This is a genomic window from Paenibacillus sp. V4I5 (assembly GCF_030817255.1).
Lineage (GTDB): Bacteria > Bacillota > Bacilli > Paenibacillales > NBRC-103111 > Paenibacillus_E.
This window is the reverse complement of record NZ_JAUSZB010000002.1, coordinates 577089-603870: the sequence shown is the minus strand read 5'-3', so window position 1 is coordinate 603870 and position 26782 is coordinate 577089. Positions and strand designations below refer to the sequence as shown.

The 26782-nt window shown below is 42.4% G+C and carries 30 protein-coding genes and 4 pseudogenes; 26 read left to right on the top strand and 8 right to left on the bottom strand.

Features of this window, described 5'->3' with window-relative positions; genetic code table 11:
* The first annotated feature begins 49 nt into the window (after positions 1-49).
* The 4 genes and pseudogenes from QFZ78_RS04730 to QFZ78_RS04715 all read left to right on the top strand — a co-directional run bounded on the left by QFZ78_RS04730 (position 50) and on the right by QFZ78_RS04715 (position 4875).
* A complete protein-coding gene (locus tag QFZ78_RS04730) occupies positions 50-1540 on the top strand; it encodes a glycoside hydrolase family 43 protein (protein ID WP_307545842.1) in 1491 nt (496 codons plus the stop codon).
* Positions 1541-1913: 373 nt separating this feature from the next.
* A complete protein-coding gene (locus QFZ78_RS04725) occupies positions 1914-2777 on the top strand; it encodes an SH3 domain-containing protein (RefSeq protein WP_307545840.1) in 864 nt (287 codons plus the stop codon).
* Between the two features lie 224 nt (positions 2778-3001).
* On the top strand, positions 3002-3754 hold the full coding sequence (locus tag QFZ78_RS04720; RefSeq protein WP_307545838.1) for a hypothetical protein: 753 nt from the start codon (positions 3002-3004) through the stop codon (positions 3752-3754).
* Positions 3755-4517: 763 nt separating this feature from the next.
* Positions 4518-4875: pseudogene (locus QFZ78_RS04715) on the top strand (hypothetical protein).
* A gap of 178 nt (positions 4876-5053) precedes the next feature.
* On the opposite strand, the gene QFZ78_RS04710 reads toward QFZ78_RS04715, so the two are convergent.
* Together QFZ78_RS04710 and QFZ78_RS04705 are read right to left on the bottom strand one after the other, a co-directional pair.
* Positions 5054-5386 (bottom strand): YnfA family protein, encoded by a 333-nt coding sequence (locus QFZ78_RS04710; protein ID WP_373460997.1) that lies wholly within the window; start codon positions 5384-5386, stop codon positions 5054-5056.
* Positions 5387-5398: 12 nt separating this feature from the next.
* Positions 5399-5695: a MerR family DNA-binding protein gene (locus tag QFZ78_RS04705; protein ID WP_307545834.1), complete on the bottom strand. Its 297-nt coding sequence runs from the start codon at positions 5693-5695 to the stop codon at positions 5399-5401.
* Positions 5696-6248: 553 nt separating this feature from the next.
* Between QFZ78_RS04705 and QFZ78_RS04700 the strand changes: the two genes are divergently transcribed.
* The 5 genes from QFZ78_RS04700 (at position 6249) to QFZ78_RS04680 (ending at position 10510) form a co-directional block, all read left to right on the top strand.
* Entirely contained in the window at positions 6249-7694 is a 1446-nt protein-coding gene (locus QFZ78_RS04700; RefSeq protein WP_307545832.1) for a spore germination protein, read from the top strand.
* A 12-nt stretch (positions 7695-7706) separates the two neighbouring features.
* Positions 7707-8852 (top strand): Ger(x)C family spore germination protein, encoded by a 1146-nt coding sequence (locus QFZ78_RS04695; RefSeq protein WP_307545830.1) that lies wholly within the window; start codon positions 7707-7709, stop codon positions 8850-8852.
* Positions 8853-8859: 7 nt separating this feature from the next.
* On the top strand, positions 8860-9963 hold the full coding sequence (locus QFZ78_RS04690; RefSeq protein ID WP_307545828.1) for a GerAB/ArcD/ProY family transporter: 1104 nt from the start codon (positions 8860-8862) through the stop codon (positions 9961-9963).
* Complete coding sequence (locus QFZ78_RS04685; protein ID WP_307545826.1) at positions 9960-10163, top strand: hypothetical protein; 204 nt, start codon at positions 9960-9962, stop codon at positions 10161-10163. The genes QFZ78_RS04690 and QFZ78_RS04685 overlap by 4 nt, the downstream gene beginning before the upstream one ends.
* Before the next feature lie 200 nt (positions 10164-10363).
* On the top strand, positions 10364-10510 hold the full coding sequence (locus tag QFZ78_RS04680) for a hypothetical protein (protein ID WP_307545824.1): 147 nt from the start codon (positions 10364-10366) through the stop codon (positions 10508-10510).
* Between the two features lie 524 nt (positions 10511-11034).
* Here the strand turns inward: QFZ78_RS04680 and QFZ78_RS38770 are convergent.
* Positions 11035-11309 (bottom strand): annotated as a pseudogene (locus tag QFZ78_RS38770) (IS66 family transposase); the annotation flags it as partial.
* Positions 11261-11908, bottom strand: a complete 648-nt coding sequence (locus tag QFZ78_RS04675) for a TetR/AcrR family transcriptional regulator (RefSeq protein WP_307545822.1) — start codon at positions 11906-11908, stop codon at positions 11261-11263. The gene QFZ78_RS04675 and the pseudogene QFZ78_RS38770, both read right to left, overlap by 49 nt.
* A gap of 270 nt (positions 11909-12178) precedes the next feature.
* Between QFZ78_RS04675 and QFZ78_RS04670 the strand changes: the two genes are divergently transcribed.
* From QFZ78_RS04670 to QFZ78_RS04660, 3 genes and pseudogenes are all read left to right on the top strand, one after another.
* Positions 12179-12415, top strand: coding sequence for a hypothetical protein (locus QFZ78_RS04670; RefSeq protein WP_307545820.1), 237 nt, complete (start codon positions 12179-12181; stop codon positions 12413-12415).
* Between the two features lie 452 nt (positions 12416-12867).
* Complete coding sequence (locus QFZ78_RS04665) at positions 12868-13614, top strand: SDR family NAD(P)-dependent oxidoreductase (protein ID WP_307545818.1); 747 nt, start codon at positions 12868-12870, stop codon at positions 13612-13614.
* 1091 nt (positions 13615-14705) lie between these two features.
* Positions 14706-15141 (top strand): annotated as a pseudogene (locus QFZ78_RS04660) (AAA family ATPase); the annotation flags it as partial.
* Positions 15142-15552: 411 nt separating this feature from the next.
* Here the strand turns inward: QFZ78_RS04660 and QFZ78_RS04655 are convergent.
* Positions 15553-16029, bottom strand: a complete 477-nt coding sequence (locus tag QFZ78_RS04655) for a hypothetical protein (protein WP_307545816.1) — start codon at positions 16027-16029, stop codon at positions 15553-15555.
* 93 nt (positions 16030-16122) lie between these two features.
* Between QFZ78_RS04655 and QFZ78_RS04650 the strand changes: the two genes are divergently transcribed.
* The 13 genes from QFZ78_RS04650 (at position 16123) to QFZ78_RS04595 (ending at position 23381) form a co-directional block, all read left to right on the top strand.
* The gene (locus tag QFZ78_RS04650; RefSeq protein WP_307545814.1) at positions 16123-16734 is read left to right on the top strand and encodes an ATP-dependent DNA ligase; all 612 of its coding nucleotides are present in this window, start codon (positions 16123-16125) and stop codon (positions 16732-16734) included.
* Between the two features lie 7 nt (positions 16735-16741).
* Positions 16742-16942, top strand: a complete 201-nt coding sequence (locus QFZ78_RS38380) for a hypothetical protein (protein WP_373461099.1) — start codon at positions 16742-16744, stop codon at positions 16940-16942.
* An 11-nt stretch (positions 16943-16953) separates the two neighbouring features.
* Positions 16954-17100, top strand: a complete 147-nt coding sequence (locus QFZ78_RS04645) for a hypothetical protein (protein ID WP_307545812.1) — start codon at positions 16954-16956, stop codon at positions 17098-17100.
* A 560-nt stretch (positions 17101-17660) separates the two neighbouring features.
* The gene (locus QFZ78_RS04640; RefSeq protein WP_307545810.1) at positions 17661-18134 is read left to right on the top strand and encodes a GNAT family N-acetyltransferase; all 474 of its coding nucleotides are present in this window, start codon (positions 17661-17663) and stop codon (positions 18132-18134) included.
* Between the two features lie 190 nt (positions 18135-18324).
* Positions 18325-18600, top strand: a complete 276-nt coding sequence (locus QFZ78_RS04635; RefSeq protein ID WP_307545808.1) for a hypothetical protein — start codon at positions 18325-18327, stop codon at positions 18598-18600.
* 224 nt (positions 18601-18824) lie between these two features.
* Complete coding sequence (locus QFZ78_RS04630) at positions 18825-19034, top strand: hypothetical protein (protein ID WP_307545806.1); 210 nt, start codon at positions 18825-18827, stop codon at positions 19032-19034.
* Positions 19035-19076: 42 nt separating this feature from the next.
* Positions 19077-19268, top strand: a complete 192-nt coding sequence (locus QFZ78_RS04625; protein ID WP_307545804.1) for a hypothetical protein — start codon at positions 19077-19079, stop codon at positions 19266-19268.
* Positions 19269-19527: 259 nt separating this feature from the next.
* Positions 19528-19881, top strand: a complete 354-nt coding sequence (locus QFZ78_RS04620; RefSeq protein ID WP_307545802.1) for a hypothetical protein — start codon at positions 19528-19530, stop codon at positions 19879-19881.
* Positions 19882-20067: 186 nt separating this feature from the next.
* Positions 20068-20526 carry a hypothetical protein gene (locus QFZ78_RS04615; protein ID WP_307545800.1) on the top strand — a complete coding sequence of 153 codons (459 nt, stop codon included), beginning with the start codon at positions 20068-20070 and terminating at the stop codon, positions 20524-20526.
* Between the two features lie 207 nt (positions 20527-20733).
* A complete protein-coding gene (locus tag QFZ78_RS04610) occupies positions 20734-21156 on the top strand; it encodes a hypothetical protein (protein ID WP_307545798.1) in 423 nt (140 codons plus the stop codon).
* An 89-nt stretch (positions 21157-21245) separates the two neighbouring features.
* A complete protein-coding gene (locus QFZ78_RS04605; RefSeq protein WP_307545796.1) occupies positions 21246-21563 on the top strand; it encodes a hypothetical protein in 318 nt (105 codons plus the stop codon).
* A gap of 784 nt (positions 21564-22347) precedes the next feature.
* Complete coding sequence (locus tag QFZ78_RS04600) at positions 22348-22773, top strand: EamA family transporter (RefSeq protein WP_307545794.1); 426 nt, start codon at positions 22348-22350, stop codon at positions 22771-22773.
* Between the two features lie 137 nt (positions 22774-22910).
* Positions 22911-23381, top strand: a complete 471-nt coding sequence (locus tag QFZ78_RS04595; protein WP_307545792.1) for a hypothetical protein — start codon at positions 22911-22913, stop codon at positions 23379-23381.
* A gap of 87 nt (positions 23382-23468) precedes the next feature.
* On the opposite strand, the gene QFZ78_RS04590 is transcribed toward QFZ78_RS04595, so the two are convergent.
* Positions 23469-24017: a CBO0543 family protein gene (locus tag QFZ78_RS04590; RefSeq protein ID WP_307545791.1), complete on the bottom strand. Its 549-nt coding sequence runs from the start codon at positions 24015-24017 to the stop codon at positions 23469-23471.
* 1104 nt (positions 24018-25121) lie between these two features.
* On the opposite strand from QFZ78_RS04590, the pseudogene QFZ78_RS38765 reads away from it, so the two are divergent.
* Positions 25122-25337, top strand: a pseudogene (locus tag QFZ78_RS38765) (multicopper oxidase domain-containing protein); the annotation flags it as partial.
* A 313-nt stretch (positions 25338-25650) separates the two neighbouring features.
* Here the strand turns inward: QFZ78_RS38765 and QFZ78_RS04580 are convergent.
* Positions 25651-26220 carry a hypothetical protein gene (locus QFZ78_RS04580; RefSeq protein ID WP_307545788.1) on the bottom strand — a complete coding sequence of 190 codons (570 nt, stop codon included), beginning with the start codon at positions 26218-26220 and terminating at the stop codon, positions 25651-25653.
* Complete coding sequence (locus QFZ78_RS04575; RefSeq protein WP_307545786.1) at positions 26217-26672, bottom strand: hypothetical protein; 456 nt, start codon at positions 26670-26672, stop codon at positions 26217-26219. Before QFZ78_RS04575 ends, QFZ78_RS04580 begins: the two co-directional genes overlap by 4 nt.
* Positions 26673-26782 lie beyond the last annotated feature (110 nt).

Here is a 26782-nt window from a genome sequence, read left to right as displayed (position 1 = left end):
CGTTGCTTTTCAGGTTACTTTTGACTATACAGACACAGAGGTGGAAGAAATGAAATACAATAACCCGGTCATAAAAGGATTTTATCCAGACCCCAGCGTTTGCAAGGTTAACGATACCTATTATCTTGTCTGCAGTTCGATGCAGTATTTCCCCGGTGTGCCTCTTTTTGAGAGCAAGGACATGATAAATTGGACGCAAATCGGTCACTGTCTGACCAGAGAGAGTCAGATCCAACTTGACAAAGTGAACAGTTCGGGCGGTGTTTTTGCCCCTACCATCCGGTATAACGACGGACGATTCTATATGACGACCACTAACGACACGAAGCGTCAGAATTTCTATGTTTGGACGGACGATATATACGGCGAATGGTCTGAACCGATTTATGTTGATCAAGGGGGAATTGACCCTGATTTGTATTTTGAAGACGGAAAAACCTATTTTATGAGCAACGGAACAGACGATCATGGCGTTGGAGGTATCGTTCAGTGTGAAATTGATATTGAAAGTGGCCGCAAGCTGACCCCAAGCCAGGTGATTTGGCAAGGAACGGGGGGACGTTATCTTGAAGCGCCGCATCTGTACAAAATAAACGACTGGTATTATCTTGTAGCGGCTGAGGGAGGAACCGAATTCGGCCATATGGTAACCTATGCCCGGGGAGGTTCTCGTTCCGGACCGTTCGAAGCGTATCCCCACAACCCCGTACTGACTAATCGCAATTTAGGCGGCTATGAAATACAGGCTATCGGTCACGGCGACCTTATTCAGGACGACTTCGGAAACTGGTGGATGCTTCATCTCGGATTCCGTCAGATCGGCAAATGGTTTGCCTATCATCACCTTGGACGCGAAGTATTCCTTGCTCCGATTACTTTCGGCGAGGACGGCTGGTTTACTGCAGGACATAACGGCACCACATTATCGAGCTTTGACACCGACCGTATTCCGAATGGTGTCGTTCAGGAAGAGAAAAAATGCTATACCTTCGAAAATACGGAATGGGACAAGGAATGGTGTTATCTTCGTCTGCCTTCTATGGAAAATTACGCGTTTGAACAAAACAAGCTGAAGCTTAAAGGAACTGAAGTTACGCTTGATCAAGCGGATTCGCCTACATTCATCGGCATTCGTCAAATGGATTTCAACGCGGAAATTTCTTGCGATGTATGCCTCACGAATGGCGAGGCAGGCATTACACTCTATATGGATGAGCATCATCATTATGATTTTGCGATACGCAAAGGCGACAGCGGGCATGAGGTCATTGAACGCCTGAATGTCGGCGATATTAAATCCATCGAAAAAGCTGTGGATCTACATAATGACAATCACGCTTCCCTCGTTATACAAGCCAGCCCGACCTACTACCGTTTCCTTCTTCGTGCAGACGGCGAGGACATTCACCTGGGCACCGCTCAAACGAAATATCTGTCCTCCGAGGTAGCGGGAGGATTCACAGGCGTTGTCATTGGGTTGTATGCTTGCGGTGAAGGCTCTGTTGCGGAATTCTCAAACTTTAAATGTGAATATCAATGAATTTCGATCGATGGGGAGGACCGCAAGGTTCTCCTCTTTTTATTGATCCGGAGCTTCCTCATCTCTGCATTCTGCGCGCTTGCAAGCATATTTGCTAAAATGTCATGTGGTGAACGCCGTCCTGCATAACGACTATTCCGCTAACGGGGAGGATATTTACAAATTATCAGTAATCATTTTCTGTAGTTAGGTAACTATTCCCAGATTAGAGCGTCTATACATAAAAGGAATGCGTAGTAATAGGTGTAAAAAAATTGACACAAACCAAAAAGAAACATCGAAACAAACAACCGAACCAGTAATCGGTCCATCACAGAATGTACTACCTTTAAAGCGTGAGACTAAAAGAAAAGAAGGGTAAGGAAATCGAAAGATGAGAATACTTTCCGTTCTGCTACTCCTTTGTGGAGTCATCATGGCCTCTGGTTGCCAGCAAGAGAGAACTCCGTCCAAGGCTGCATCGACCTTCGAAGCTATCCCGGAAACAATCCAGAAAGAGCAGAATGCCTCCACTAACGAGGTTACGGACGCAACTACATCCTCAACTCAAGTTTCAAAGAAGGCCCCCGAAGTATCTGTCCCGGCATATGGCCTGCAAATCAGTCAAACCTATACCGCGCAGGCGGATATTGGCGCTCGGTATGATCCAACCGAGGTTTCAGGGGTTGGACCGGTGTTTGAAGTGAACAAAGGTGATGCTTTTCGCATATTAGCGGCACAAGACGATTACGTCCAAGTCGAATCCCAAGATCTAAGAGGCTGGATTCCCGCGTTCTATTTCAGCAAGGAAGCCGCCAATATTCATACGGAGGCACCTTATGACATGATCGTCGCAAAGGAAGTGCCAGTGTCTTCTGCTCCTGGACAGCAAGCAAAGGAACCGCATTTGGACTTATGGGCTGGCAAGGTGGTCCTTATTAAAAAATCCTATGCGGATTGGGTGGCTGTGCGTATCGTACAGTATGATGCGGAATATGGTGCAGATATGTGGGTGCCAAAGTCCTCCTTACACGTTTACGATCCGGCCAATGCCAAGGAGGGTAGACTTGCGGTGCATTCGACCATCTATGATGAACACGGTCAGATTAAAGGTGAAGAGTGGGTCAATTCGGTCTTTATTCAGGCAGAGACGCAAATAGATAAGATTGGTACTGTATACCAAATTATTGGTCCAGGAGGACAAATTGGGTATATTCGGGTAAAAGATTTTATCCCGAATCCTTTCATTGATAACTAAAATCCTGTTGAATCTATCAAATCTGCCTAAATCTCCAGTTGAAATGCTTGATAACAGGCTGCCAATAATGTCGGTAGCCTGTTAAGTTAACGGGAGTTTTGCTATAAAATTATATTTTTTACGCCTTTCATTTGTGCGAAGTTATCAAATTAATCAATGGATTCAGTATTATAATTTCGCATGCGTTAGAAAGGCTATCTAGTCGCGAAAAGGAGACTATCTATGTGAAAAACATTATTCCGCTGGGGGTATTATTACTCGTTCTAGTGCTTACGGGATGTGGTCATAGGATGGCGAACCTTGATAATGGTACCTCTTCGATAGTAATGTCGGATACCCCAATGCCATCTGTCTCTAAGTTTCCTCCCATCTCAATGCCAGTTCCGTCTCCAACAACTACAGAGGCAAACTTAGTAAAAGAAGATCAATCAATAAGAGCAATAGGGACGCATTCGGATGGGCGACTTCTCGTCAAACCTGCGAAAAAAGCGAGCGTAGCCCCTCTAGGGGCACCTAGTTGTTATGGGGTTGAAACTGATCTCCGTTGGTCAGGGGACTATGAAATTGTATGGGAATCTGGGGAAACCTTAACACAAATTATGACATTTCCAATTGACTTCGAAATTGTACAACAAAAAGATTCGCCAGTCATCATGCAGTCATTTACCTTTGAAGATACGGATATATTTGCCTATGTTCCTCGTTATACAGATTGTCATGGTCTCGAAACTTACCTATTCGGAGTGAGTAATGGGAAGGCTTTTCCGATATCGCTTGAGATAAAACCCGGAGTGAATTGGATTGCTATAAGCCAATTGCCGCACCGGCCATTAAAGGTTGCCAATGGAGAATTTATCGTTACCGGTGGATATGGGGAGGGACAGGATTTCATTAACGTTTATCACTTCAGATATGATCCGACGAAAAAGTCAATGATTCTGAAAAATACAGATCAAGTGATGCCGAAAGATATGTAATACAACATGAGGTGCGTCAGTGAGAAGTAACAGGAAATGGACAGAGTTCACTCATGAGCTACTCAAAAGTGGACTTTTTGATTGATCTGCTGATACTGATTGAGCTAACGGAAAACAATAGCTTCATAACAAAGATCAAACAGGTTGCCGGTGATAAACTCGGTGGCCTGTTGTGCTAACGGGCAGAATAGTTCAACACTCAAGATCTTGGTGAAAAGGGAAATAAAGGATTACCGATGCTGTAAGAGGGGTATAATAAGCGAACTATTGTGCCAGAGGGGTAAAATGTTGAATGATAAGCAACCTCTTTTATCGTCTAAAGAACGTGATTTATTTCTTTATTGTATGTTTTCTAGGGCTTGAAATACTGGACGGACGACCTTACCCATTTTTCATATTGGGCACTTGGTTTGCACTAATGAGCCTTGCTGTTTATCTAGATAATCATGTTTTGATGCTAATTTTGATTCCCGAATTTAAATCAGAAAGTAACAAACAAAAAATCTTTGCCCAAATCAAGGGAGCTATCATAATTTCTATATTTTTGTTTATCTGTGGCATTATAGAAATTTTAACTTAGACGATTTATGAACTAACGGAGAATGAGAGTTTAATAACAACACAACAGGCTGCCGATGGTTTTTACGCGGCAGCCTTTGCTAAGCTAACGGGCAGGATAGTTCCAATATGTGGTATAATTTTTGCGATCTAAAAAAGTGGGGTTAGAGGAGGATTTGTAGCGGTGAACAAAGACGATATTGTAATTAATCAAATTACAGAGTTAGATAAATTGGAATCAACAAAATCATTACAATCGACAATCAGTAAACTTGAGAATGCCTTGTCCCAGATGACTCAAAATGGTGTAAATACTACCCTAGTAAAGAAACGACTCAAAGCTGTTTACATCGGCTTAGCCATGCTAGAACACGTTTGGAATCAAAGACCCCATCATTACACCCAGGAAGATTTAGCAGAAGCTCGCAATGTGATTACTGGTTTATTTCCATCAATTGAATACTAAGTCAAAGGCAGGTAGTCCCCAAAGAACGCTTTTAGAAAGAAGAATTAAAGCGTTGGAACTTGCTGTTCAAGCGATTGACGATCTTTCCACTAAATAACTCATAATGTAAACGAAGCCCTTTTAAAATATGATTCCGGAGTTGTAAAGCCACTAAACTAAAGGGAGACGATAGCTTCATTACTAGATCTAGCAGGCTGCCGGTGATCGGTGGCCTATTCCGCTAATGGGCAGATTAGCGTGGTAGTAACTTGAGATTTTGAATATTTATGAATCTACTAACTTCTTGGAGCCCATAGCATTATAGATACGCCTACAACGCAAACAGCTGCGCCTATCCAATCGTACATATCGGGTGTTTTTTTATCGACGAACATACCCCAAAGTACAGCAAGAACAATAAACACGCCGCCGTATGCTGCGTAAACGCGACCAAATGTTGGGAAACTCTGCAACGTTGGAATGATACCATAAGCGACAAGGATGAGGCTTCCGATGATACCATACCAGAGGGGCTTTGATTCGCGCAGCCACAGCCATACCATGTACCCGCCGCCAATTTCGGCAAGTCCTGCAATAATAAAAATTATGATAGTTAATAACAAAATCATTTACTCCTTTCGCTATGAACAAGTGCCGGTAGTTTTTATTTTATCAAAACATTCAGACCAGGTAAGGCATTTGCAGTTTAAACCATCGTCTAAAATTTGAATCATCGAATTGATTTGTTTCTTTTTTTCTTCAAGCTGAGCGCGTTTTTCTCTCGCCATTTCTTCCCATCTTTCCGATGGAGGGATTGTTTCAAATCCTTCAAGTAACACCGCAATTTCTGGGATCGTAAACCCAGTATGCTGTGCTATTTTTATAAATGTAATTCGCTCCAGAAGACTCTCAGAATGCGCAAATTTAAATAATACCACCTATTGTCGACAATAGGAGGGATGTTCCGTCTCATTTGGAGAAGTGTCGGTTCTTAAGAAATTAGACCGATAAAAACATGGACATTAGCACTTTTTTATTTAAAGGGTACATTTTCTTGAGATTCCGAATTTCAAGAATATGTATCCTTTTGTATTGTCATGACAGTTCCACTTCTAGAATGGCTTGCTATCATCCCATAGTTTTCTTATCGCTCGTTATAGTGTTTTGTTGTGTATTGAAATCTTTGCTCTGAGTGGTGCATGGTGACTTGGAGATCCGTAGCGCTTGCCGACGTTCCAATCGAAGAGTAATACGATCTGGGCTGGCTTCAGTGGTATATTTTTCTAATGTTTATACACAATAACTAAAACTAATGATGGAGGGTTCAACAGTGCAAAAACTTTTCGTTGCCGTGCCGATGCAGGAGTAAATCCGAAATCGTATGCAGGGGCCCCTGACTTCGTCATTCGAGGGAATACGATCTGGGCTAGCTTCAGTGGTATATTTTTCTAATGGTTGTACACAATAACCCAATGATGGGGGGGTTCAACAGTGCATAAACATTCCGTTACCGAGCCGATGCAGGAGCAAATCCGAAATCGTATGAAGGGGGCCATTGACTTCGTCATTCGGCCGTTCCCTCTCCGTGGATCTTCGGCATTCACCTGCCTCTATCTATCCTCGATTGTGGAATCGGCTCTCGTAGATGAGTTTGTCGTCAAACCCATGCTTGCCGCCGTTCCAATCGAAGAGGAAGAGGAATACGATCTGGACGACCTGGGCTGGTTTCATCGCCACATTCCCTTCGTCCAAAACAAGGAATGGACAGATGCCGATGAGGGTGTCCGCCTGCTACTGGAGGGCCAGTGCCTGCTTATTCCAACGCTCGTTAACCATTTCCTAAGCTTTGACGTCAAACGTAGTGACTATCGCAGTATAACCGAGCCTCAGTCGGAAGCCACAGTACGCGGACCACGGGAAGGTTTCGTCGAAGACATCGGTCGGAATGTGGCTCTCATCCGTAAACGGCTCAAAAGTGAACATTTAGTTTTTGAACAGATGACCATCGGAACTAAGACGCAGACCAAAGTGTATTTGACCTATTTGCCCGACGTAGCCCCCACTGACGTCGTAGAAGAATTCCGTCGTCGGCTGCAGGCCATCCAGGCTGACAGCATTCTGGAAAGCTCTTATATGGAAGATTGGATCCAAGACAAAACGTTTTCACCGTTCCCGCAACTCATCGGGACAGAACGGCCGGACGCGGTGACTGGCAAACTGTTGGACGGGCAAGTAGCGCTTCTCACCGACGGCACTCCGATTGCATTGATCGGTCCAGTGACATTTTTTCAACTCTTCTCTTCACCAGAAGATTACTACCAGAGGCCGGATATCGCCACACTTTCGCGATGGTTGCGAATGTTCGCTTTCATGCTCTCGATCTTTATTCCTCCTTTATACATAGCGGTGGTCACATTTCACCAGGAGCTACTACCGACTTCGCTCTTGATCAACCTGGCCGCGCAGCGGGAAGCTGTGCCTTTCCCGGCGTTCCTGGAAGCAATGATTATGATGGTCACGTTCGAGATTTTACGTGAAGCCGGTTTGCGGATGCCTCGGATTGCCGGTCAATCGATCTCCATCGTCGGCGCGCTAGTACTCGGCATGACTACGGTCGAAGCAGGACTCGTCTCGGCGGCTATGGTGATCGTCGTTTCTATCACGGCAATCTCCAATTTTGTGTCGCCAATTTACGGCTTTGGCATTGCGCAGCGGGTCCTCCAGTTCGTGTTCATGTTCCTGGCCGGCTTTATGGGATTATACGGTATTCTGTGCGGAACACTGTTTGTTTTGATCCATCTAGTCTCATTGCGTTCCTTCGGTGTGAAGTACATGTCTCCCATTGCGCCTTTGATACTGTCAGACTTCAAAGACACTATCCTGCGCGTACCTCGGTTCTGGATGAATCGAAAACCTCAGATGTTCTCTAAAAAATAGGGGGGGCGAACATTGCGAAAATTATGGCTCTTGAGCTTAATCGCATTACTTCTCTGTTCAGGTTGCTGGGACAAGAAGGAGATCAACGAACTGGCAATTGTCACCTCAATCGGCATCGACCGGGAACCATCGACTGGCATGTATATTGCTTATTATCAAGTAATCAACCCACCGGCCCTCTCCTCGAGGCAAGGTGGCGGATCCAAGGCGTCGGTTTACACGTATCGTTTCAAGGAATATAGCTTGGGCCGGTTCATTCAGAAGTCGAGCACGATGATGCCGCGTTTGCTTTTCACCTCACATTTGCATTGCTATATATTATCCGAAGAGGTGGCCCGTCATGGAATCATTGATATTCTCAACTACTTGGAAACGACTCCCGAATGGCGCATGAACGCTTATCTGTTTGTGACGGATTCCCCTCTACAGGCTGTAATGAACAGCTTTACGACACTCGAAAAGATGCCCGGTCGCCATGCCACCTCGCTTGTTCGCGTTCTTTCGCGGGGGTCCTTTGCGGGGGGCGTAGAGCCGATCCGTGTCAAAGACATCGTGACAGGTATGGAATTCCAATTGCCGACACTTATACCGATGATCCACTACCGCGGCAAACCGGCGGAAACTACCGAGAGATTGGAGCAGATTGACGCCAGCAAACAAGCGCCGTCCTTTTTTGAGGACAGCGCGGTGTTCTTCAAAGGACGCATGGATGGACGCTTGGACAGTCAGAATAAATACTATTATCACATCCTGAACACGAAATATCGGAAATTCACAGAAACGGTTAAAGTAGGCGGAAGTTACGTTGACGTCGAGACGAATAATGTCCAAGTGAAACGGAAATGGGACCGATCCGCTAACCGTCTCAACATCCTCATTCATGCTGATCTCCGCATATTGAACAATCAACAAATTACCAAATTAACGTTACAAAACGTACACAAGATCGAAAAGGCGTTTAATCGCGTCGTAGCGGACAAAGCGGAGAAGATGGTTGTGTTGGGAAGGCTAAATAACTGGGATCTATTGGGCTTGCAGGATGAAGGGGCTACTTCGGATTCATGGCGGCGGACGTCGGTGAATTTCTCGGTTACATCTGACGTTACGACGACCGGCAACAAGAGTGATCCCTATACCAAGGAAGGCAAGGAGGGGTGAAGAGCATATGGAATCCGTCCGGCTCAACGCGTGGCAGTTTCACTTGTTGACGCAAATCTATGTCATCGGTACTGCGTTTATTTTGCTCCCCGGCCCGATCATCGCGAGCGCAAAACAATATGGTTGGATTGTCGTCATTTGGGCGACCTTGTATGGGCTGGTGCTTGCTTTCGGCTACTTGTACCTTGCCAAGCTGTATCCAGGAAAGACACTTGTCGAGATCGCCTTGCAGGCATTCGGCAAGTGGGCCGGCGGCCTCGTCTCGTTACTGTATATCGTCTTTTTCATCCAAATCGCATCGTGGGTAACCCACAATCTTGGCGATTTCATGCATATTAACCTCATGCCACTCACACCTATTTCTGTATTCCATATCATGATATTGCTCGTCAGTGCGTACGCCGTGTCGAAGGGGATCGAATCAATCGCCTTGGTGAACGAACTTCTGGTGCCTTACCTCTATTCAGCGTTCTGGGTCCCGATAGTCATCATGCTGCGGGAGTGGAAGTGGCGTTATTTTCACGTCGCGTACCCTTTCCAGCTGAGCGACGTCGTTATTCAAACTCGATATGTGTTGGCGTTCCCCTTTATGGAGACGGTGGCGTTCTTGATGCTTATTCCATTCGTGCAGAGGAAAGTGAAAATCGCATTTATTACGGGAATCGCTGTCGCCGGCGCAATGTTGACCGCTTGCGTTTTTATTTCGATTGGGGTTCTAGGCGTGTATCGCGGCCAACAATTGGTTTACCCAATCTTTTCGATGTTCCGCGAAATGAGATTTACCGGCTTCATCGAGCATTTGGAAGCGATTCTGGCTGTGAATATTGTGCTGGTAGTATGTATTAAGCTGTGCATACTATTCTATTGCGCTGTTTTGGGCGTCTGCCAGCTGTTCAAAATTGAGAAGCGAAACAGCGTCATTTATCCGATGGTGTGGGTCATTTCTGCGTATTCGATGCTGTTTATGAATAACGTCGAAAATCTCGATTGGATAAAAAAATATTTGTTCGAATACTACTTCTTATTCGCCGTGGCTCTTCCCGTCCTCTTCATCGTCGCGGCCAAATGGAGAAATAACGGTCGGCGGATGAAGAAGGACGGCTCTGCATGACGATTTTGGTCGCCGTCTATGCCTTAACCATCGGAGTCGGTTATGTGATGCGAAAATTCGGCACCTACAACGGCAAAGAGACTACAGTTTTCCTCTCAATCGCAACTATCGGAGCCGTTTTGTGGCTCAGTATCATTCTGCGTCAACCGTTAGACTTGAATGATGCGATCGCTTTCATTATTGAGCGGGTCCTGCATTAAATCTACATTATTTCGTCGGGATGAGAGAAATGTCTAAGTGAGGCGTAAGGCGCGATGCCTGAAAATTAAATTCGTCAAAGAAACCATCCCGCCAATACTCCTGCGCGCCTCATGTTTAACAGAATAACGAGGTGTGAAGCACAGGTAGATTCGACAGAACGAAGGCTAGATCATTTTGAGGAAAAAAAGAAGAAGAAGGTATGCCAACGGATATGTCGCGCGGCAATATGGGATGGTTCTATTTGACATCGAAACAAAATAAGAAGATGGTCGATATTGTAGAAATAGCTTTACGTGAATACTTATCTGCTTACAAGCAGAGTGTGGGGTTCGGGCCCATAAATTAATCATAAAGAGGGGCGTCCGGGCTTTAAGTGTACGAATAAGCTTACTATAGGCCAAACTTGCAGTTGGTTGCAATTAATATGGACGATGGTAAGCAGCTTAAAGGAACAATTGAAGGAGTGGACGCTAACATTGCGGCATTTTGAGGGAATCATGTGGATACCGCTAATAGATGTCCATATAGATATCTTATCTGTTTGTCATTAAGGGGTCCCGCCAACATTTTAACGAAAAACGCCCGAACAATTCAAGAGCATTCTCGCTGGTTACTTCGATAAATAGACTTTCCCGTCAATAGGTAGTACCAGCGTTGCTGATACCACACATAAATATATGCAAAAATATGTAATGAAAATATGGTGGGTGTCCTTTTGTAGAGAAATCATTTCGGTCAACGCAGCTTCAGGAAAATGTCCAGAGCTGCTTTTTTTGTACGCTGAATTTTTGAGTATTGTGGAGTCGCTATGTTTATGGTGAGCGTCAAATAGCCCCCACCTAGCGGCGGGAGCGGACTTGGGATATACGTCTATGAATTCTGCTTCATCCGACAATCGGAGGGGAGCGAGGCTGACCAGGGCAGGAACAATTCCAGTAATTCGGCATCGAGCTGATCGGAGAGCTGCGTCAACTGCTTAAAGAAGTAATTCGAGTCGTTATATTTTCTCCTTCGTGGTCTCGATTACGCTATAGATCGTCGCACTCGCTTTTGCGCCGCCGCGGTGTGTTGGTGAACAGCCAGGTCTTTCTCAAGATTACAAATGGCTTGTTCGACCGCTCGCCCGATTCGTTATGATCGCGCTCGCGATAATACCGAAGAGATGCTCAGCTCGTGGCGCGGACGAGGGCTGGTCACCGAGCCACGCGAGCGCAGCAGCTAGTGAGAACAAGTCATCACCATTCATGTCGATACGCGCTAGACCCTCGGCCTGAGTGCGAGTGAGAAGCCGCGTGCCTGCCGTTCGCAACGTGACGCACGAAGCATGGAGTGCGGACTCCGTGTCCTCGATTGCTGCAATCATAGCTGCCACAATACCTTGATAGTTACCCGTGAATGTAACGACGTCGTGTAGCCACGACACAAGTGCATCATCGGGTGAATTCGCAGTTTCGAGCTCACGTGCCTTTGCCGTCAGCTCGTCGAAGCCTGCGCGGAGCAATGTATCAAGTAACGCCTCTCTGGTCGGGAAATGACGATACAATGTGCCGAGGCCGACGCCAGCTCTGCGAGCGATATCGCGCAGCGATGCATCGGCGCCGTGCTGGGTTACAACTACGTTCGCGACTGCCAGTATGTGCTCATAGTTTTTCTTCGCATCGGCTCGCATATTCTTCCTCCTTGACAATTGGAGCGGTGCTCCGTATAATCGTAAACGGAACAGTGATCCATTTGTGTGGAACACTGCTCTGGTAAGTATAACTCATCTGCATGTAAGGAGAAAGCAAGATGTCTACAGATACAATGAAGGCGATTCGTTTGCATGAATTCGGCAGCCCTGAGGTACTGCGTTACGAGAGGAGGCGCAGCTTCCCGAGCTGAAGCCAGGTGAGGTGCTTGTCCGCGTTCACGCAGTTGGAATCCCCCCCCAACCGGCTGGGGTCGGACGTGTCGGGCGTCGTCGAGGCGGTAGCCATGGATGTACAAGACTTCTCCGACCGATGAAGTTTTGGGCATGGTTCGCTTTCCTAGCATGGGGGAGAGCTGCTTATGCCGAGTACGTCGCCGCGCCAGCGTCGGATATTGCACTCAAACCGGCTGGCATCGATCTTACGTGCACGCCGCAGGGACGCTGATGGCTGGTCTCATCGGATGGAAGTTCCTGATTGAACTAGTCGAGTCGAATGCCGCTGGGATGGACTCATTTGGAACGGTACGTTTCCTGGGTAGGAGGCAAAACCGCCATCTTTAAATTAAGCACAGTCACTTTGGTGGCCAAAGAGAAGGCAGAAATGCGGCTCGTATGTTCTATGAAGGTAGATCCGTTTCAGAACGACCGGGAGTAACTCTTCTATTTAAAAAACCGCTTGAGATAACCGAAACGGTTGTCGTGGGAAAATCAGATTTCAGGTGCTTCACAAATCGTAGTAACATCCAAACTTGCCTAAGTTAGTTACTTACAAGCCGTCGCGATTCGTGATATAGAATGTCACCTATATTGTCCCAATAACCTTTCGTTGAATAGAAAGAAAAGTACAATCGCTTCTTCTTATGAAGCATGGCTGACAGGCGAGAGAATCAACGCTTCCGGCCGCATCCATTGAGCCCATACATGGCAGTTCCTGTATTATATGGATTATTGGGCGAATTAAACGGAAAATTACAAAAAACATATTTTTTTAATTATGAGAGGAGAATATAAAAATGGCAAATCTAACAGGTAAAGTGGCAATAGTAACGGGTGCTTCGAAGGGAATCGGTGCCGGCATCGCGAAGGGATTGGCGGAGGCCGGTGCGGCCGTCGTCGTCAATTATTCCTCCAGCAGGCAGGGGGCGGACCGTGTCGTAACCGAAATTACCAAAGGAGGAGGCCGAGCAATCGCGGTTCAGGGCGATATGTCCAAAGCGGCGGACGTCGAGCGGCTGTTCGAGGAGACGAAAAATGCTCTTGGTACGCCGAACATCTTGGTCAATAACGCCGGCATCTTCGAATTCCAGCCATTAGAGGACGTGACGGAGGAGTTATTCCATCGCCAGTATAACATTAACGTGCTTGGGCCGATTCTGACCACGCAGCAAGCGTTGAAACATTTCCCTGCGGAAGGCGGAAGCATTATCAATATCGGCACGATCGCAACCAAGAACCCGGTTCCGACTACCATGCTTTACGCGTCGAGTAAAGGCGCGGTAGATACGATGACGATGGCACTCGCGAAGGAGCTCGGTCCGCGTAACATCCGCGTCAATACCGTTGCACCGGGCTTTACGGATACGGAAGGGAACGCTGGTTTCGTCGCCAGCGAGGCCGGAAGGGCTCTTGCTGCTGCTACGCCGCTAGGCGGCAGGTTCGGGAAACCGGAAGATATAACCCCGACAGTGGTCTTCCTCGCCTCAGATGACGCCGCATGGCTGACGGGTGAGAGAATCAGCGCATCCGGCGGTGTGCATTAAGCACGGCCTTAAGGGCACCGAAGCAGTCAATTCGTTATAACTTGTATCGAATGGAATGAAATAGTTGCCAAGTCGACAGAACGCGGACCGCTTGTCAAAGTTCTCGAATCACGTCCGGTGTCAAACAAGATTGCGAGGATTTGAATGTTAAACACGAATCCCCGCAAATGATTTTCATCAAGGGACAGCGAAACGAGAAGTTTATGAGGAAACTGGTTTGGAAGTGAACATCTTAGAGCCGTATAAAGTATTCTCTGGAGCAGAGTTATTTTATGAATATTCTAATGTGGATACAGTGTACAATATAACGGCGTCTTTTACTTGCAGAGAGTTCACTGGGGAGTTAAAGGTCAACTCACAAGAAATAGGGCTTTAATGTTTGTTGATTTATCAATAATTCCATGTATCGATGAGAAATTTTTGATAATCCAACAGATGACAATAAAGCACTTAGGTAAATACGTTGATCAATATGTAAGCAGGTTAACTATATAAATAACTTGACTAAGATTTCTAAAAACAAACACATCGTCAAAAGGGCGGTGTGTTTGTTTGGATGAAAATGAATGCGGGAAATGGGATGAAGTTCTTGTCATCCGTCCGACATTGACATCTTTGTTCAAGGACACAAAAGTGGGGACATAACTGATCGCAACAAAGCTTTATTTCTCAAGCTTTGTTGTATATTATCCCGACTTTTGTGTCGTTAGAAAATGCACAAATTTAGGGACATTGTGCTTAAACGAAACAAATCCATAGACATTGTCTCATTGAAAAGTAAAAGGCGTGTTTGAATACCGAATTTACTGAGGACGAAAGCACCACAATAATTAAAATAAATAACAAAATTTATCTCTAAACGGGAAACTTTAGCTCAATAAAGATCAGAAGAAGGCTGCCGATAGCAATAGATCGGCAGCCTTCTCAGCTAACGGCAGTTCTAAGTCATGTTTTTGTTATGTGATTATAAATTACAGTTTTCTTTATGTTAAGATTGAAAAAAGAAACAAAATTCTTAGTAAAATAAGACTGAACTTGAGTGTTAAGAAATGAATTTTCATAACTCCTACTTAAGGCAAATTCAGCTTAAGAGAGCCGAAAGTTATTATAATCTTGCTACAAATATTGATGATCTCGATAGCCAATTTTCATTTGGTCCACCACTTAAAGAATCTTATGGTGGGAAATCATTACATGAGCAGTCACACGGTGAGTCGTTTTTCTTCGCATTCGTACATCGTTTTGGAGGTAGAGGATTATATATTTTGGATGAACCCGAAGCCGCATTGTCTTCCTCTGCGCCAAATGGCGATGCTTACTCGAATACATGAATTGGTTCAACAAAACTCCCAGTTTAGTATTTCAACTCATTCGCCAATTCTTATGGCATATCCGGATTCGATTATATACAATCTGAAGCCAGATGGTATAGAAATCAGTTCTTTGGAGGAAACAGATCATTACGTGATTATGAGAGAATTTATAAATAATAAGGAAAAGATGCTTAACCAGTTATTTGAAGCCTAAACTGAAAAAAATGGATGAAATTAAATACAAGTGCATTAAACTAACGGAAACGATAGTTCAATGAAACAGCGACAGTCTAGGACTTTATTTTCTCGTCCTTGGCTGTCGCTGTTTCAATTTCTAGGGTCAGTCTAATACTTATTTTATGGAGTCTGACGGATGGCGATTCGAAAAGCCGCGTGGAATAAAGAGATCAATACTTTATTTTCTGCTGACACTAAGGATTTATCTTCCCTTCATAGCAAAGTAAACTGGAAATGATACGACCGTTGCAATACCCAACGAACAAGCAATGAAACGTGACGATATTAATGACTTCTTTTTCATAGTGCAGACCAACCTTCTTCTGAATTCCTTTGATCTCTTGAAAGCCTGGGGGAGGAGTCTCGGGCTTCTTCCTTCAAGTCCCATTTAGCGCAAGTTTACTTCTTTTTTTGAAATCATTCTTAATAACCACGGAAAGAAAAAAGCAAAAAAAATAAAATAAACAGGAATGCTATATAAAGTATTCCAGTTTTTATTTCTCATATACCCGACTTTAACTAATACCCACTCTAATCCAAATGACAACAGAGTGAAGAAGAATGCATATACCCATTTTCTTTTTAAATCGAGATAGTTAACGTAAACAGTGACAATACAAGCTGGCACAAAGGTAACCAAAATAGAATCACTTAGTTCTACAGCGTTCGTTTTAGATAGATCAAAAAGATCAAATGCGGAACCTATCAAGGTATCACAAAACCAGGTAATTGAACTAGTCACCCCGAATGTTACTAATACTCCAACCCATGTTAAATTTTTCTTGGGCATAAGCAAGACTGTTAAAATCCAGAAAACAAATAGAGACCATACATACCATTCACCTTTATAAAGCGTGATTTCCATTGGATAAATCTCCTCCTAACCTTGAGCATACCTTCAAATCCCATTAGTCAAGCAAAGCTCTAAGGTGTAACATTATTATGGGTGATGAAGATAATGTTTATTCCTACAATGCTTCTCCAATATGCCAAAAATAATAAACCGTTTGACGATTCTTCCACATTTGCCGAGTTAAAGTGGGACGGCATAAGATTGATCGTTTCTAATTTAGATGAACTAAATCTATACACGAAAAACACTAATGCTACATCCAAATATCCTGAGCTGCACAATCCGCCGATCCCAAAGGGAACTATCCTAGATGGTGAGGTCGTGGTGTTAGATGAACATGGGAAAGCAGATTTCGAGGCATGTAATGCTCGGTTCAAGTCAAGCAAGGTGAAGCACAAGGTTATCTACTTCGCTTTTGATATCTTGTACCACCGCGGCGTGGATGTGACTGGATTGCCTTTGGAAGTTCGCAAGGGATTTTTTGAAGAGGTTGTAAAAGAAAATGACCACTTTAGAATTGTCAGGCCAATCAATGGCAACGCGACAGATTTCTTTAACATCGTTTGCCAACATGGATTAGAAGGCATAGTCATTAAGAAGAAAAACTCCAAGTACGAGAAAGACACGCGCTCCTGGTCATGGCAAAAGGTAATCAACTACCAGAAGGCAGAGGTCTACATAACAGGATACAGCTTGGCTTCTTGGGTATTCAGATGATGGCCGTATTCGACCTATCGGAGCTTTAGAGCTAGGGATTTCCCAGTCTGCTCGCCAATCGATGTGGCCTGTATTTCAGGCGTATAAGAGTGGAGAGAGCAAGGATCATGTCTTTGTGCAACCATTAGTGCGTTGCAAAGTGAAGTATCGGGATTGGTTTAAGTCGGGAGCAATGAGGCTACCGGTGTTCGAGGAATTTATTGTTTAGGGGATGACATCGTGGAATACTGTGTAAAGCATAAGGAAACAGGCGAAGAGAGAACGCTGAGTCATACAGAAGTGAACGACATGGATTATGGCGATGATGGACAGATTATCGTTTTTGATACATGCATGGAAGCTTATGTATTACTTGACGACGAATAAAAATTCCATGGGGGACTTCCGATCTATAAATAATTGGCACAAAGTGGCTGCTTATATTACTCCTTAGATGAGTACAATATTTATGTTTTAAATTACTCAAAGGAGTGGGCTAATATCATGACGAATCAAAAGAAAAGTATAAAATCTGAAAAGCAAAAAAACCAAAAACCAAATCAAAATAGTGGTAAGAAAAACACCAAAAATGGTATTGATGATTCAAATATTATTATTTGACATCTAAAGGACAAAAAAGCCCAGGGATGCTTTCCCTCGGGCTTTCACTTTGTCCGGTGCTTCCGGTACGACATTCATCTTACCATCTATTTCCAGACTAGTCTATAAAGCTTGAAAAATCAGGTTTTTTTATTTTTATGTAGGCACATTTGTGTCATCTAAAAATGCACAAATGTGCCTACATTGTCGTCCAGTGACACAAATCAACCTACATTGTACTTGCAGATTGAACTAACGGGCAGGATACTTCCACTATATGGTATTATTAAAGGTGCAACAATTGCATTAAAAGAAAATTATCTCTCTTGAATTTAAAGGAGTTTTTTATGAAAGTTGTGAACGCTACAAAGGATGATCTGAACGTATGGTTGGAACTGGCCTCTGAAGTTGAGTACTTATTTGGTCCAATGGTAAGTGATCCAAAATTTATTCAGGCAATAGAGAAAAATATTAATCAACGCAGTGCATTTTGTGTGAGGGAAAACGATGGATTGCCAGGATCAGGCTTACTCGGTGGAGTTTTATTTTCGTCAGCAGGTGCCTCAAGTTACAAGATTGGGTGGCTAGCTGTTTCATCTCGAGCGAGAAACAAAGGTATAGCAACGGCACTACTGAGACATATATTGAAACTTGTTGATGTCCCAGCAGAAGTATTAGTTACTACATTTGGCGATGAAATTCCAGACGGACGACCTGCAAGGAAATTATATCAGAAGTTCGGATTTGTGCCTCAAGAGGAGTCAATTCCAAATGGTCCAGAAGGCGGCAGTCGTCAAAAATTCAAACTGCTCATTAAATAGAGGCTTAAACTAACGGATAACGATAGCTCAATAGACAGCTGCCAGTCTCAGTCTAGGAATGTATTTTCAAAGGGATATTATGAATAGCGAACAGATAAGTGAGGGGTTAAAATGACTCTAGAAAAAAAAGTAACCGGATTGTGGTCAGTTGACAATTTATATGCTCCAGGTGCCATGGAAGACATATTAGTTGTTTTCCTGCCAAGTGGTGAAGGCTGGTTATACTTTTGCCCACCCATTTTATTATGATGTAGATGAAGATCACGAGCTAGCAAAGGATGGTTATTTCGACAAAAATTCTGATGTGGTAATTCATGAAATTAAAGTGGAAGTTTCCGTCGAGTTTACCCCTCGAGGAGAGAATGAGGTTATTTCATTTTCTAAACCGTTGTGGGGTTCAGACGATAAATTTGCACTTGTACATAGAGACTTTGATCGAATTATTCCGCCTTCATTTGATCTGTAGGTATATATTTAAAAATGATCATTGAACTAGCGCAGAACGATAACTTCATGACGAAGAGCAAACAGGCTGCCGGTGATACACTCGGTAGCCTGTTGTTCAGAGAATAAGGGCAGGATAGTGGAATAAGGCGTTAATGGAGATTGGGAAAATAATAATAATAATAATAATAACAAGTTTGAAACAATGATAGATTTTTTTCGTCTGATGGAATAGGGGGGATGAAAATGAGAATTACAAAGTTGTCTTTATGTTTTGCTTTATTCTGTATTATGTTAGCTACTGCATGTTCGAACACCAAGTCCACAAAAGATATGGGAGAACTGTATAGCTTAGCTTTAGATACGTATATGCCAATTGATGATGGTTTAAATGGTGATATGAAATATATTGCAATTGACATGAGTAACTTTAAAGACCTTGATGAAACAGATTAAGAACAAATTCTAAAGCATTTTGATAAATACAATGTTGAAGTAATGGAAGCGACTTATGAGCAACTAGAAACGAAAGGATTACTTGACCCCGAGACTTTGGTTCTAAATGGTGTTTTGTTACGAATCGAAAAAACTGAGATTTCAAATAAGCAAATTGTTGTTGAAGGCTCTAAGTACAGAGCTGGTGATGGAGCTATTGGAACAAAAGTCATTGTTGAAAACATAAAATGGTAAATGGCAAGTAACAAAAGCAGACGTTACTTGGAAAAGTTAATTATTGAACTAACGAGGAACGATAGTTTAATCAATAAAAGCTTGAAGGCAGCGGGCCAATGATCGGCTGCCTTTTCTCAACTAACGCAACAGCAGGGAAAGGAATCCAAAACCCGAACTGTTAAAGGGAATGGTTTTATGTCTGATCACGATTTCCCTATCGTGCCATTGATTATTATGAAAAACTGAGGTGATTATTGTGGGAGAGTTACTTTCACGAATGAAGCATAAACACGGAAGGATAATTGACGGAAGGAGACATTTCTGGGACGTAGAAAAACTGTGGGAGTTATCTAAGAACTTACCAGTTCATAAAATCAAGATTGATTCAATAAAGGAACTTGATCAGGATTGTTGGTTTACAGATAGTAGGAATACACCAATTCCAACTATACGCAATGTTTCGCTTCATTGTCAGCGGATTATGAACGCAAACATGGAGTACCCAATATTAATATGTTCAGATGGACAATTAATTGATGGGGGACATAGAATTGCAAAAGCATTAATTGATGAAAAAATTGAAATTGATGCCATCTATATTACATTGCCGACGGCGGATGTGATTCAATAAAGTACTCTTGTTCTGTAAAGTAGCCTGTCCAAAAAACTGAATTTAGCTTTTGACATCAGCAATAAACCGTGACATCGAGATTTGATAATGAGAACGATAGTGGAGGAGCTTGCCGCGATGTAGCTTCTCTTTTTTCATTGAAGTAACAGGCAGATTAACGTAATTGAATTATTGGAGGAATATTCGATGTCTCCGTTCACGAAGCATTATGGAGCAATGTGGATTGTATTTGTTATCTTGGTATTCGTCGGTGTATTGGGATTAGAAATTATGGAAGGGCTAAAAATCACGACTACGGAATATTACGGACTTACAAATTTAGGAAATACGTATTTAGTTATAATTTTCTTTTTGATCTGCTTTCCATCATCAGTGCTGTACTTTGTGGCGGTACTTCCTTTGTCTGTCCTCTTACGAAAAGGGACATTTGCGATGTTTTTCGTAAGGACGAACATTTTTATTGTTCTGGGGGCAGCTGGAGGGAAGTTGCTTTTCCACAAGCTATTCATGGATCATTTAATTAAGGGATATGATTTAAACGAATTCACGGCGATTATCATCTTCGGGGCATGCGGGCTTGCATACAGCCTTATCGACACTTTTTTAATGAAAAAAGCGGATTGGGTTATACACAAATCTCAATAAATCAACTCGGAGAAACCACGAGGCTGCCGCAGATTGATCGGCACCCTCGTTCTGCTAACGGGCAGGATAATGGAGTAATTTTCAACTAAATGAAACATAATCATAAACGTATCGTCTGTAATAGAGTAAAACAACTCGTTATAACGAACCCTTTGGAAGTGTTTTTGAGAATAGTTAATAATAACTTTTTAAAAGGATGAAACAACAATGAACCCCTTTTTCAAGATCATGTTCGTTTGCATTTTGCTATTAATAATAATTGGATGCTATAAAGACCCGAAAATTGAAGGGGCAAATAAGATTAGTCAAATGGAGAGAACCTCCACATCAGAGAAGATATTTAAACAGAACAAAGACGCGGACATTCTATGTGTCTATGGTGCACGTTTTTATAAACGTGCCGAAGATCAGGAGCAATATAAACAAATGGATTTGAAAATAAATCATGAGTTAGGCGAGGTAAGAAAAGAGTACAAAGATGGAAATATTTTTGAAGATTACATGGCAACTAAACTCCAAGTTGGGACAAAGATATTTACGATTCAAGGTCATATGCAATCTGAATTGCTTCTTGTAAAAATGGGAGAAAAATACGTTGTTTATGTATATTTGAATTCAAAAGATTTGTAAAAGCCCCCTCGTGCGTTTCAAAAAAATCAAAGAAGAGTTCCAAGCTAATAAAGGGTCAGTAAAGAATCATATTTTGGGAGTTGTTTCATTTGTATTATCTAAGGCATTCAGCAGACGGGCTCATAAGTCTGATTGTTGGCTTGTTTGTATCCAAGTATTTAAATGGTCTTTGGTTTACGTTTTGGTTGAAAGGAAGAGAATTTGACGGATTAAGACATGCTTATTTCATTCATATCTATATGGCAGCAGGTTTAATGGTTGGCTTGATAACGGGTGTTGGACTTAAACTTAAAATTGGCGCGGCTGCCAGAACGATCGGTAGCCGCGTTAAGCTATCGGGCAGAATTGTTGAATTTCCCAGCTTAATAAACATACTTAACATAAAAAGGTGGGGATCCTCTAAATAAGGTTTCCTACCTTTTTCTTTTTTGAAGTTCCGGGTTACGTTGCGAATGTAATAAAACAGCTTGCTACCCAAACAGGCTTTAGGGGGATTTTTGCTCTTTTTTAAAAGGTGGACACAAGGTTATACGTTGCTTTAATTCTCTTTAATTTGGTTAACAGGGGTCAGACACAGGTTATACGATTTGGCTCCGTCCGACCGAGCTATTTTCAGCCACTGTTACACCACTAAGACTGAAAGTCGCACAGAGAGGTTACTTGGCCAGCCGATAAACCCCCGTACAATTACTATCCCGTCGTCATGTGGAACGACGTTATGGACCTCCATGCTAGCAGCTCCCTGAAACGGCAACACTCGACCATTGAAAAGACCTATTTCGCAAATCGATACAAACACCTTACTCGAGGAATTAACAACACCACTCAGGTTCAAGCGCCTCTCGAACCCTTGACTGCCGATAGTATGAAAAATGAATGAGCGGCCTTGACGAGAGAAAAAGCGACCCACAGGCTTCAGAGGCGTCTTATTATTCTGTTTACGAATCCTCGCTTTTCGACTGATGGTTGATTTTGAAGTATCTTTTTTCAATTGTCATCTCTCCTTAAAAATTTTTAACTTACCTGATAATATATGTATCTTTTAAATAAGAGAAATAGATAGATCTACTAATGTATTTGGATCAATTTTTCATCAAGATTGTTAAAGTTACTATTATTTTTAAACTAAACATTTCAGTCATCATGGGAATTCTGATTTGATCCCGGTTTTAGAGATTTGGGGAACTCGAGGTGCTAGTTTGTGCTTTAGCGGGCATGCGTTTTTTGCTGTGTGCCGTGCCTTTGATTATTTTTATCAAGAAACCTACTGTTTCCATGAAATTTATCGTATCCTACGGATTAGTTTTTGGAGTTGGATTGTGGGGACTTGTCTCGTTGGGAATCTATTTCGGCGCCTCCGCAGGAGTAGCTTCTTTGGTGCTACAAATGAGTGCATTTCTCACCGTGATTATGAGTTACTTTGTTTTACGCGAAAATATGGATGCAGTTAAAAAGATCGGATTTCTTTTGGCATTGGCAGGACTTGTTTGTATCATAGGGGTGGCAGATGGTTCAGTTACTTATGTAGGTCTCAGTTTAGTTCTTGTGGGGGCTTTTAGTTGGAGCATTGCTAATATCATTGTGAAGAAGTCGGGGGTCAAAGAGATATTCTCCTAGGAATTCACTCTATTAGGTGAATTCCTGTTGAAGAGTAGTGCAGTTATATACCTTCAAGCAAGTTAAAAACTGCTTGAAGGATTTTTTATTATTGTTATCTTATTCTAACGATAAATATTATTTGGGAGTTGATGACCTTGGCAGTTATTAAAGAAAAAGAAAATAGTCTAGTGACTGAGTATGATAATGCTAGAGTTAAACTAAGAGGTTTACTATTAAAACCGAGACTAATTATTGGAGCTGGTTTGTTAAGTGGAATTATAGCCATGATGATACAAATAATAATTGGAAATCAAGATCTATATTTGTTGATTATCATACCATTGGTTATATTTTTGTATGGCATATATCAGTACTATGAAGTATTGAGAAAAAATGGACACCTCGTTCACAAATCGAGTGACATTATGTTAAGTGGTATAGAAGGTGAACTACGCACGTTTGACTATCCTAATTTGTGGAAAAGTATTTGTTTTTGTGAAAAATATGGGCGGTATAAGTTATCGCCGTTGTTCAGTGTCCCCCGATTCGCTGCTGCTGCAACTCCGGAGAACCGATTTTTACTGGAAGATGTTCTGGGTATTATTTCCATTCACATGTCCTATTAGCTTTATGTATAAGTTGATCAACAAAGGAGCTGTGGCGGATGCTGTCCAGTGTAAAGCCGATTTCCATCGTATAGGCTTCATATTCATTTAAGATCGGGAAGATCCACTGCACTGTTTTGGTGTCCAGTAACTAACAAATGCCTTACTGAAAGTGCCAGTGAAGATATAAAAAATGAAAGAATAAAAATAGGTCCAGCCATAATAAGTAACAGCATCGACCCAAACAGAAAACGGTTCTCCAATAAATGCAAAAATAAGAGCCTGAAGAACCAAAGCCATAGAGAAGGATTTCCATTTTGTAAAATATTGGAAAATCAACATCTGCGCAACTGGAACTGTAGAACAATCAAATGGGAACTCAATAAGAGAGAAAGGGAAAAATTCAATTGGATAGACCCAAATACCAATATCTGAACCAATGTCGTCCGTAAATGAAGTAATAATCATTACCATTAGTCCAAAAAGCCAAATTGAATGAGTTCTTTTCCGATCGACTAACTTAAAGAAAATGCACCATGGAATCACAAGTACACAGAATATGTACCACCAAGTCCAAGTAAATACACCATCATTTAGCCATCTTTGAAGTTCAAAATTTGCAATATTTCGTTGCATTTCGTGTAATTGATCGCTCATAGTTCCTCACCTCAACCCTGAAATTACCCCCTTGGACTCGAATTGGCTGCGGTCCCAAAAACCAAGATTGATTGGAGTTCAATTTCCTTAGGATTTTCAAGGAAAACGCAGTTGTTAGTATCAGACCGAAAGTGCTAAACCACAGAGCATGAAAGTTAATACGTTCTTTCATGGTAGTTGAATCATGGATGAGAATTAACATGTAGTGCTAACTCTGAGTATTGCGGTATTGCCTGCAAACATTTACTTTTCCCTCCTTTTTGAAAATCGAACTAATATTATGATGTTTTAGTTTGGCAATATTTATACAAACTTATATATCGAGCTCTGGTTCGTGGTTTGCAAAATATAATTGGTGCGCAGGAGAAATCCGCAGGGGATGGTGAAAGAAGGTAAAAAAGTACTAGATTGAGAAATAAAGTTTAGACCGAGAGAAAAAAGTTTTAGACTTGAAAGGAGAATAGGTAAGATCCATTTTTTCTTTGATTTTTTCTTTGATTTTTTCTTTAAGATTATTAGCTCTGTGAAGTAATCGATCATGAATAGTCAGGGGTCTGACTTCCCAAACTTTTTTATATTTATTCAATGTAATGATTAGATCTGCGCAAGGAGCAATCCTATTGTTAAAGTCGAATATGTGAAATGTCATTTTTGTCGTTAAAGGTTGCTAATACAGCTTGTGGATAGTCTAGATAAAATTCAAGTGGTTGCGGGCCCTCATCAACCACTAAATTAGCGCCCCATGGTGATTTTGCGATTTTTTTATTCATTAAGTAGCGCTGTTTTCCCTGAACTTTCTCCACCAATAATGACTATTTTTTTATTTTCTTCGATAGCCTGAACGATTTTTTTGCATCAATTTCGGTAACATTCCATTCTAAGAATGTAGCCAATCGTAAGAAGAATCTCTAAGTTTTGAAGTAGACAATAAAGTCTTGAAGTAACAAACAAAGTCTTGAAGTGACAAATTAAGTTTTGAAGTGCCAGAAATTCCGATCTGACGATTATTTAAAAGACTGGCAGAAACTAAATCAAACGACACCTCCCGGAACCCCACCTTATTTTGTTAAGCCCAAGGTACCGCCGATTGACCCGTATTTGCAAGGTCAGCCTATTGCCCCACCACCCAATGAGAAAGGCTGGAAGGACACTATACAAATGAATCCTGGAGAAGTAACGACGATAAGAGTTCGGTTTACGTCCCAAGATGGAAGTCCCTTTCCATTCGACCCTAGCCTTGGGCCTGGATATGTATGGCATTGCCATATGCTCGAACATGAGGATAATGAAATGATGAGACCGTTAAAGGTATTGCCTTAAGATGAGTCCGTAACTTACGTGATTCCGCTAACGGGACACGATAGTTCAATGGGTGAACAAATCAAGCTTATTTAAGAAGATATGGTTGTAGCGAAGAAGTCCTTGAATACCAAGGACTTTTTCATTTTGGAAGCATAAATTTGCGGTGGTGATTTGGAAAACAATTTCAGGTTCGGAAAGGCAAAAACCCGCTCACTGAGCGGCTTTTAGTATGGAGGGGCGAACACCTGTCCGAAAACCGCCACACAGGCTTCTACGGGGTGTAGTCACAGTTTTGATGTCACCGAGCGCTCGCCCCGTCTCGTCCACCAGATTAAGCGGGGGGGATTTTTCTTTCAATCGAACGTAACTGCTGACCTTCAAGTTTGGCAAGTGAGCTCCCTTTTTTTGTGTAGTAATCAACGATGAGAAAAAAAAATGTTTGCAGGGAGTAGAAAATAAAATAAGCGAGCGCGGAAAAAGCGAGGTTCCAACTCTTATACTGGAACACCTCGAAAACAACGGCAAGCCTCTCAAAGAACACGGACATCCCGACCCACATTAGTAGATATGAAAGTAAAGCGGCAGACTTATGCTTAAGCTCGAATCTCACAAAAAAATGCGCAAAAATATACCCGTAAATCCCGTAAATAACCGTATAGATCAAAAAATCGTACAAATCATACTTCGGCGTATCCATCGTATCATACAGGTCATACGGGTATTTTATACCAAGCACTTTGTCGGCCATTTTTCCAATCATGATGTTGAAAAGCATAGTCAACACGATCTGATGAATCGGTAACTTTTTAGGAAGGCAGGCAAAAACTAGGGACAGAAAAACGAGAACGATATTTACGAACCATTCGTTGGCGTTATAATGTTCAGGCAGTTTGAGAATCATCGATGCTTAACCTCCCTGGGCAAATACCTAACAAATACATGCTGCGCAGCCACACATACCGCAATAAAAGAACTCCATAATAGAAGTGCTTGCCATATTACCCAGCGCTCATGCTTCCATACCCCTGCCCAGTCTGCTCCATATTCCGCCCCTGCCAGCAACAGGATAACGCTTGCACTGGCTACGACTTTGCTGACATGTAAAGCGACATTGCGATATATATTGATAAAACCGATAGTAATCACAGGAACAAATACTACTTGGAACAGCATAGAGCACCAGAACATTTGGAGTTGCTCAGTCAGTTTTATTCGATTCAGATTAGAAAAGATGATACTAACCGCATCCATTGGAAGAATCGCTGCGATTAGCGAAAGAAAAATGAAGAGAAGCGGATCTAATCGGTTAAATTTTACGACTACAACAAGCATAACTAACACAAGGATAAGCATAATGGTAAGTACCAGGGTAATCCCCCCTTTTTAAAAGTCATTATAATTCCACATTTATATTATTGGCTTTTGCATCTTCCTACAGAAAAATGAAAAAACGGACACGCTTG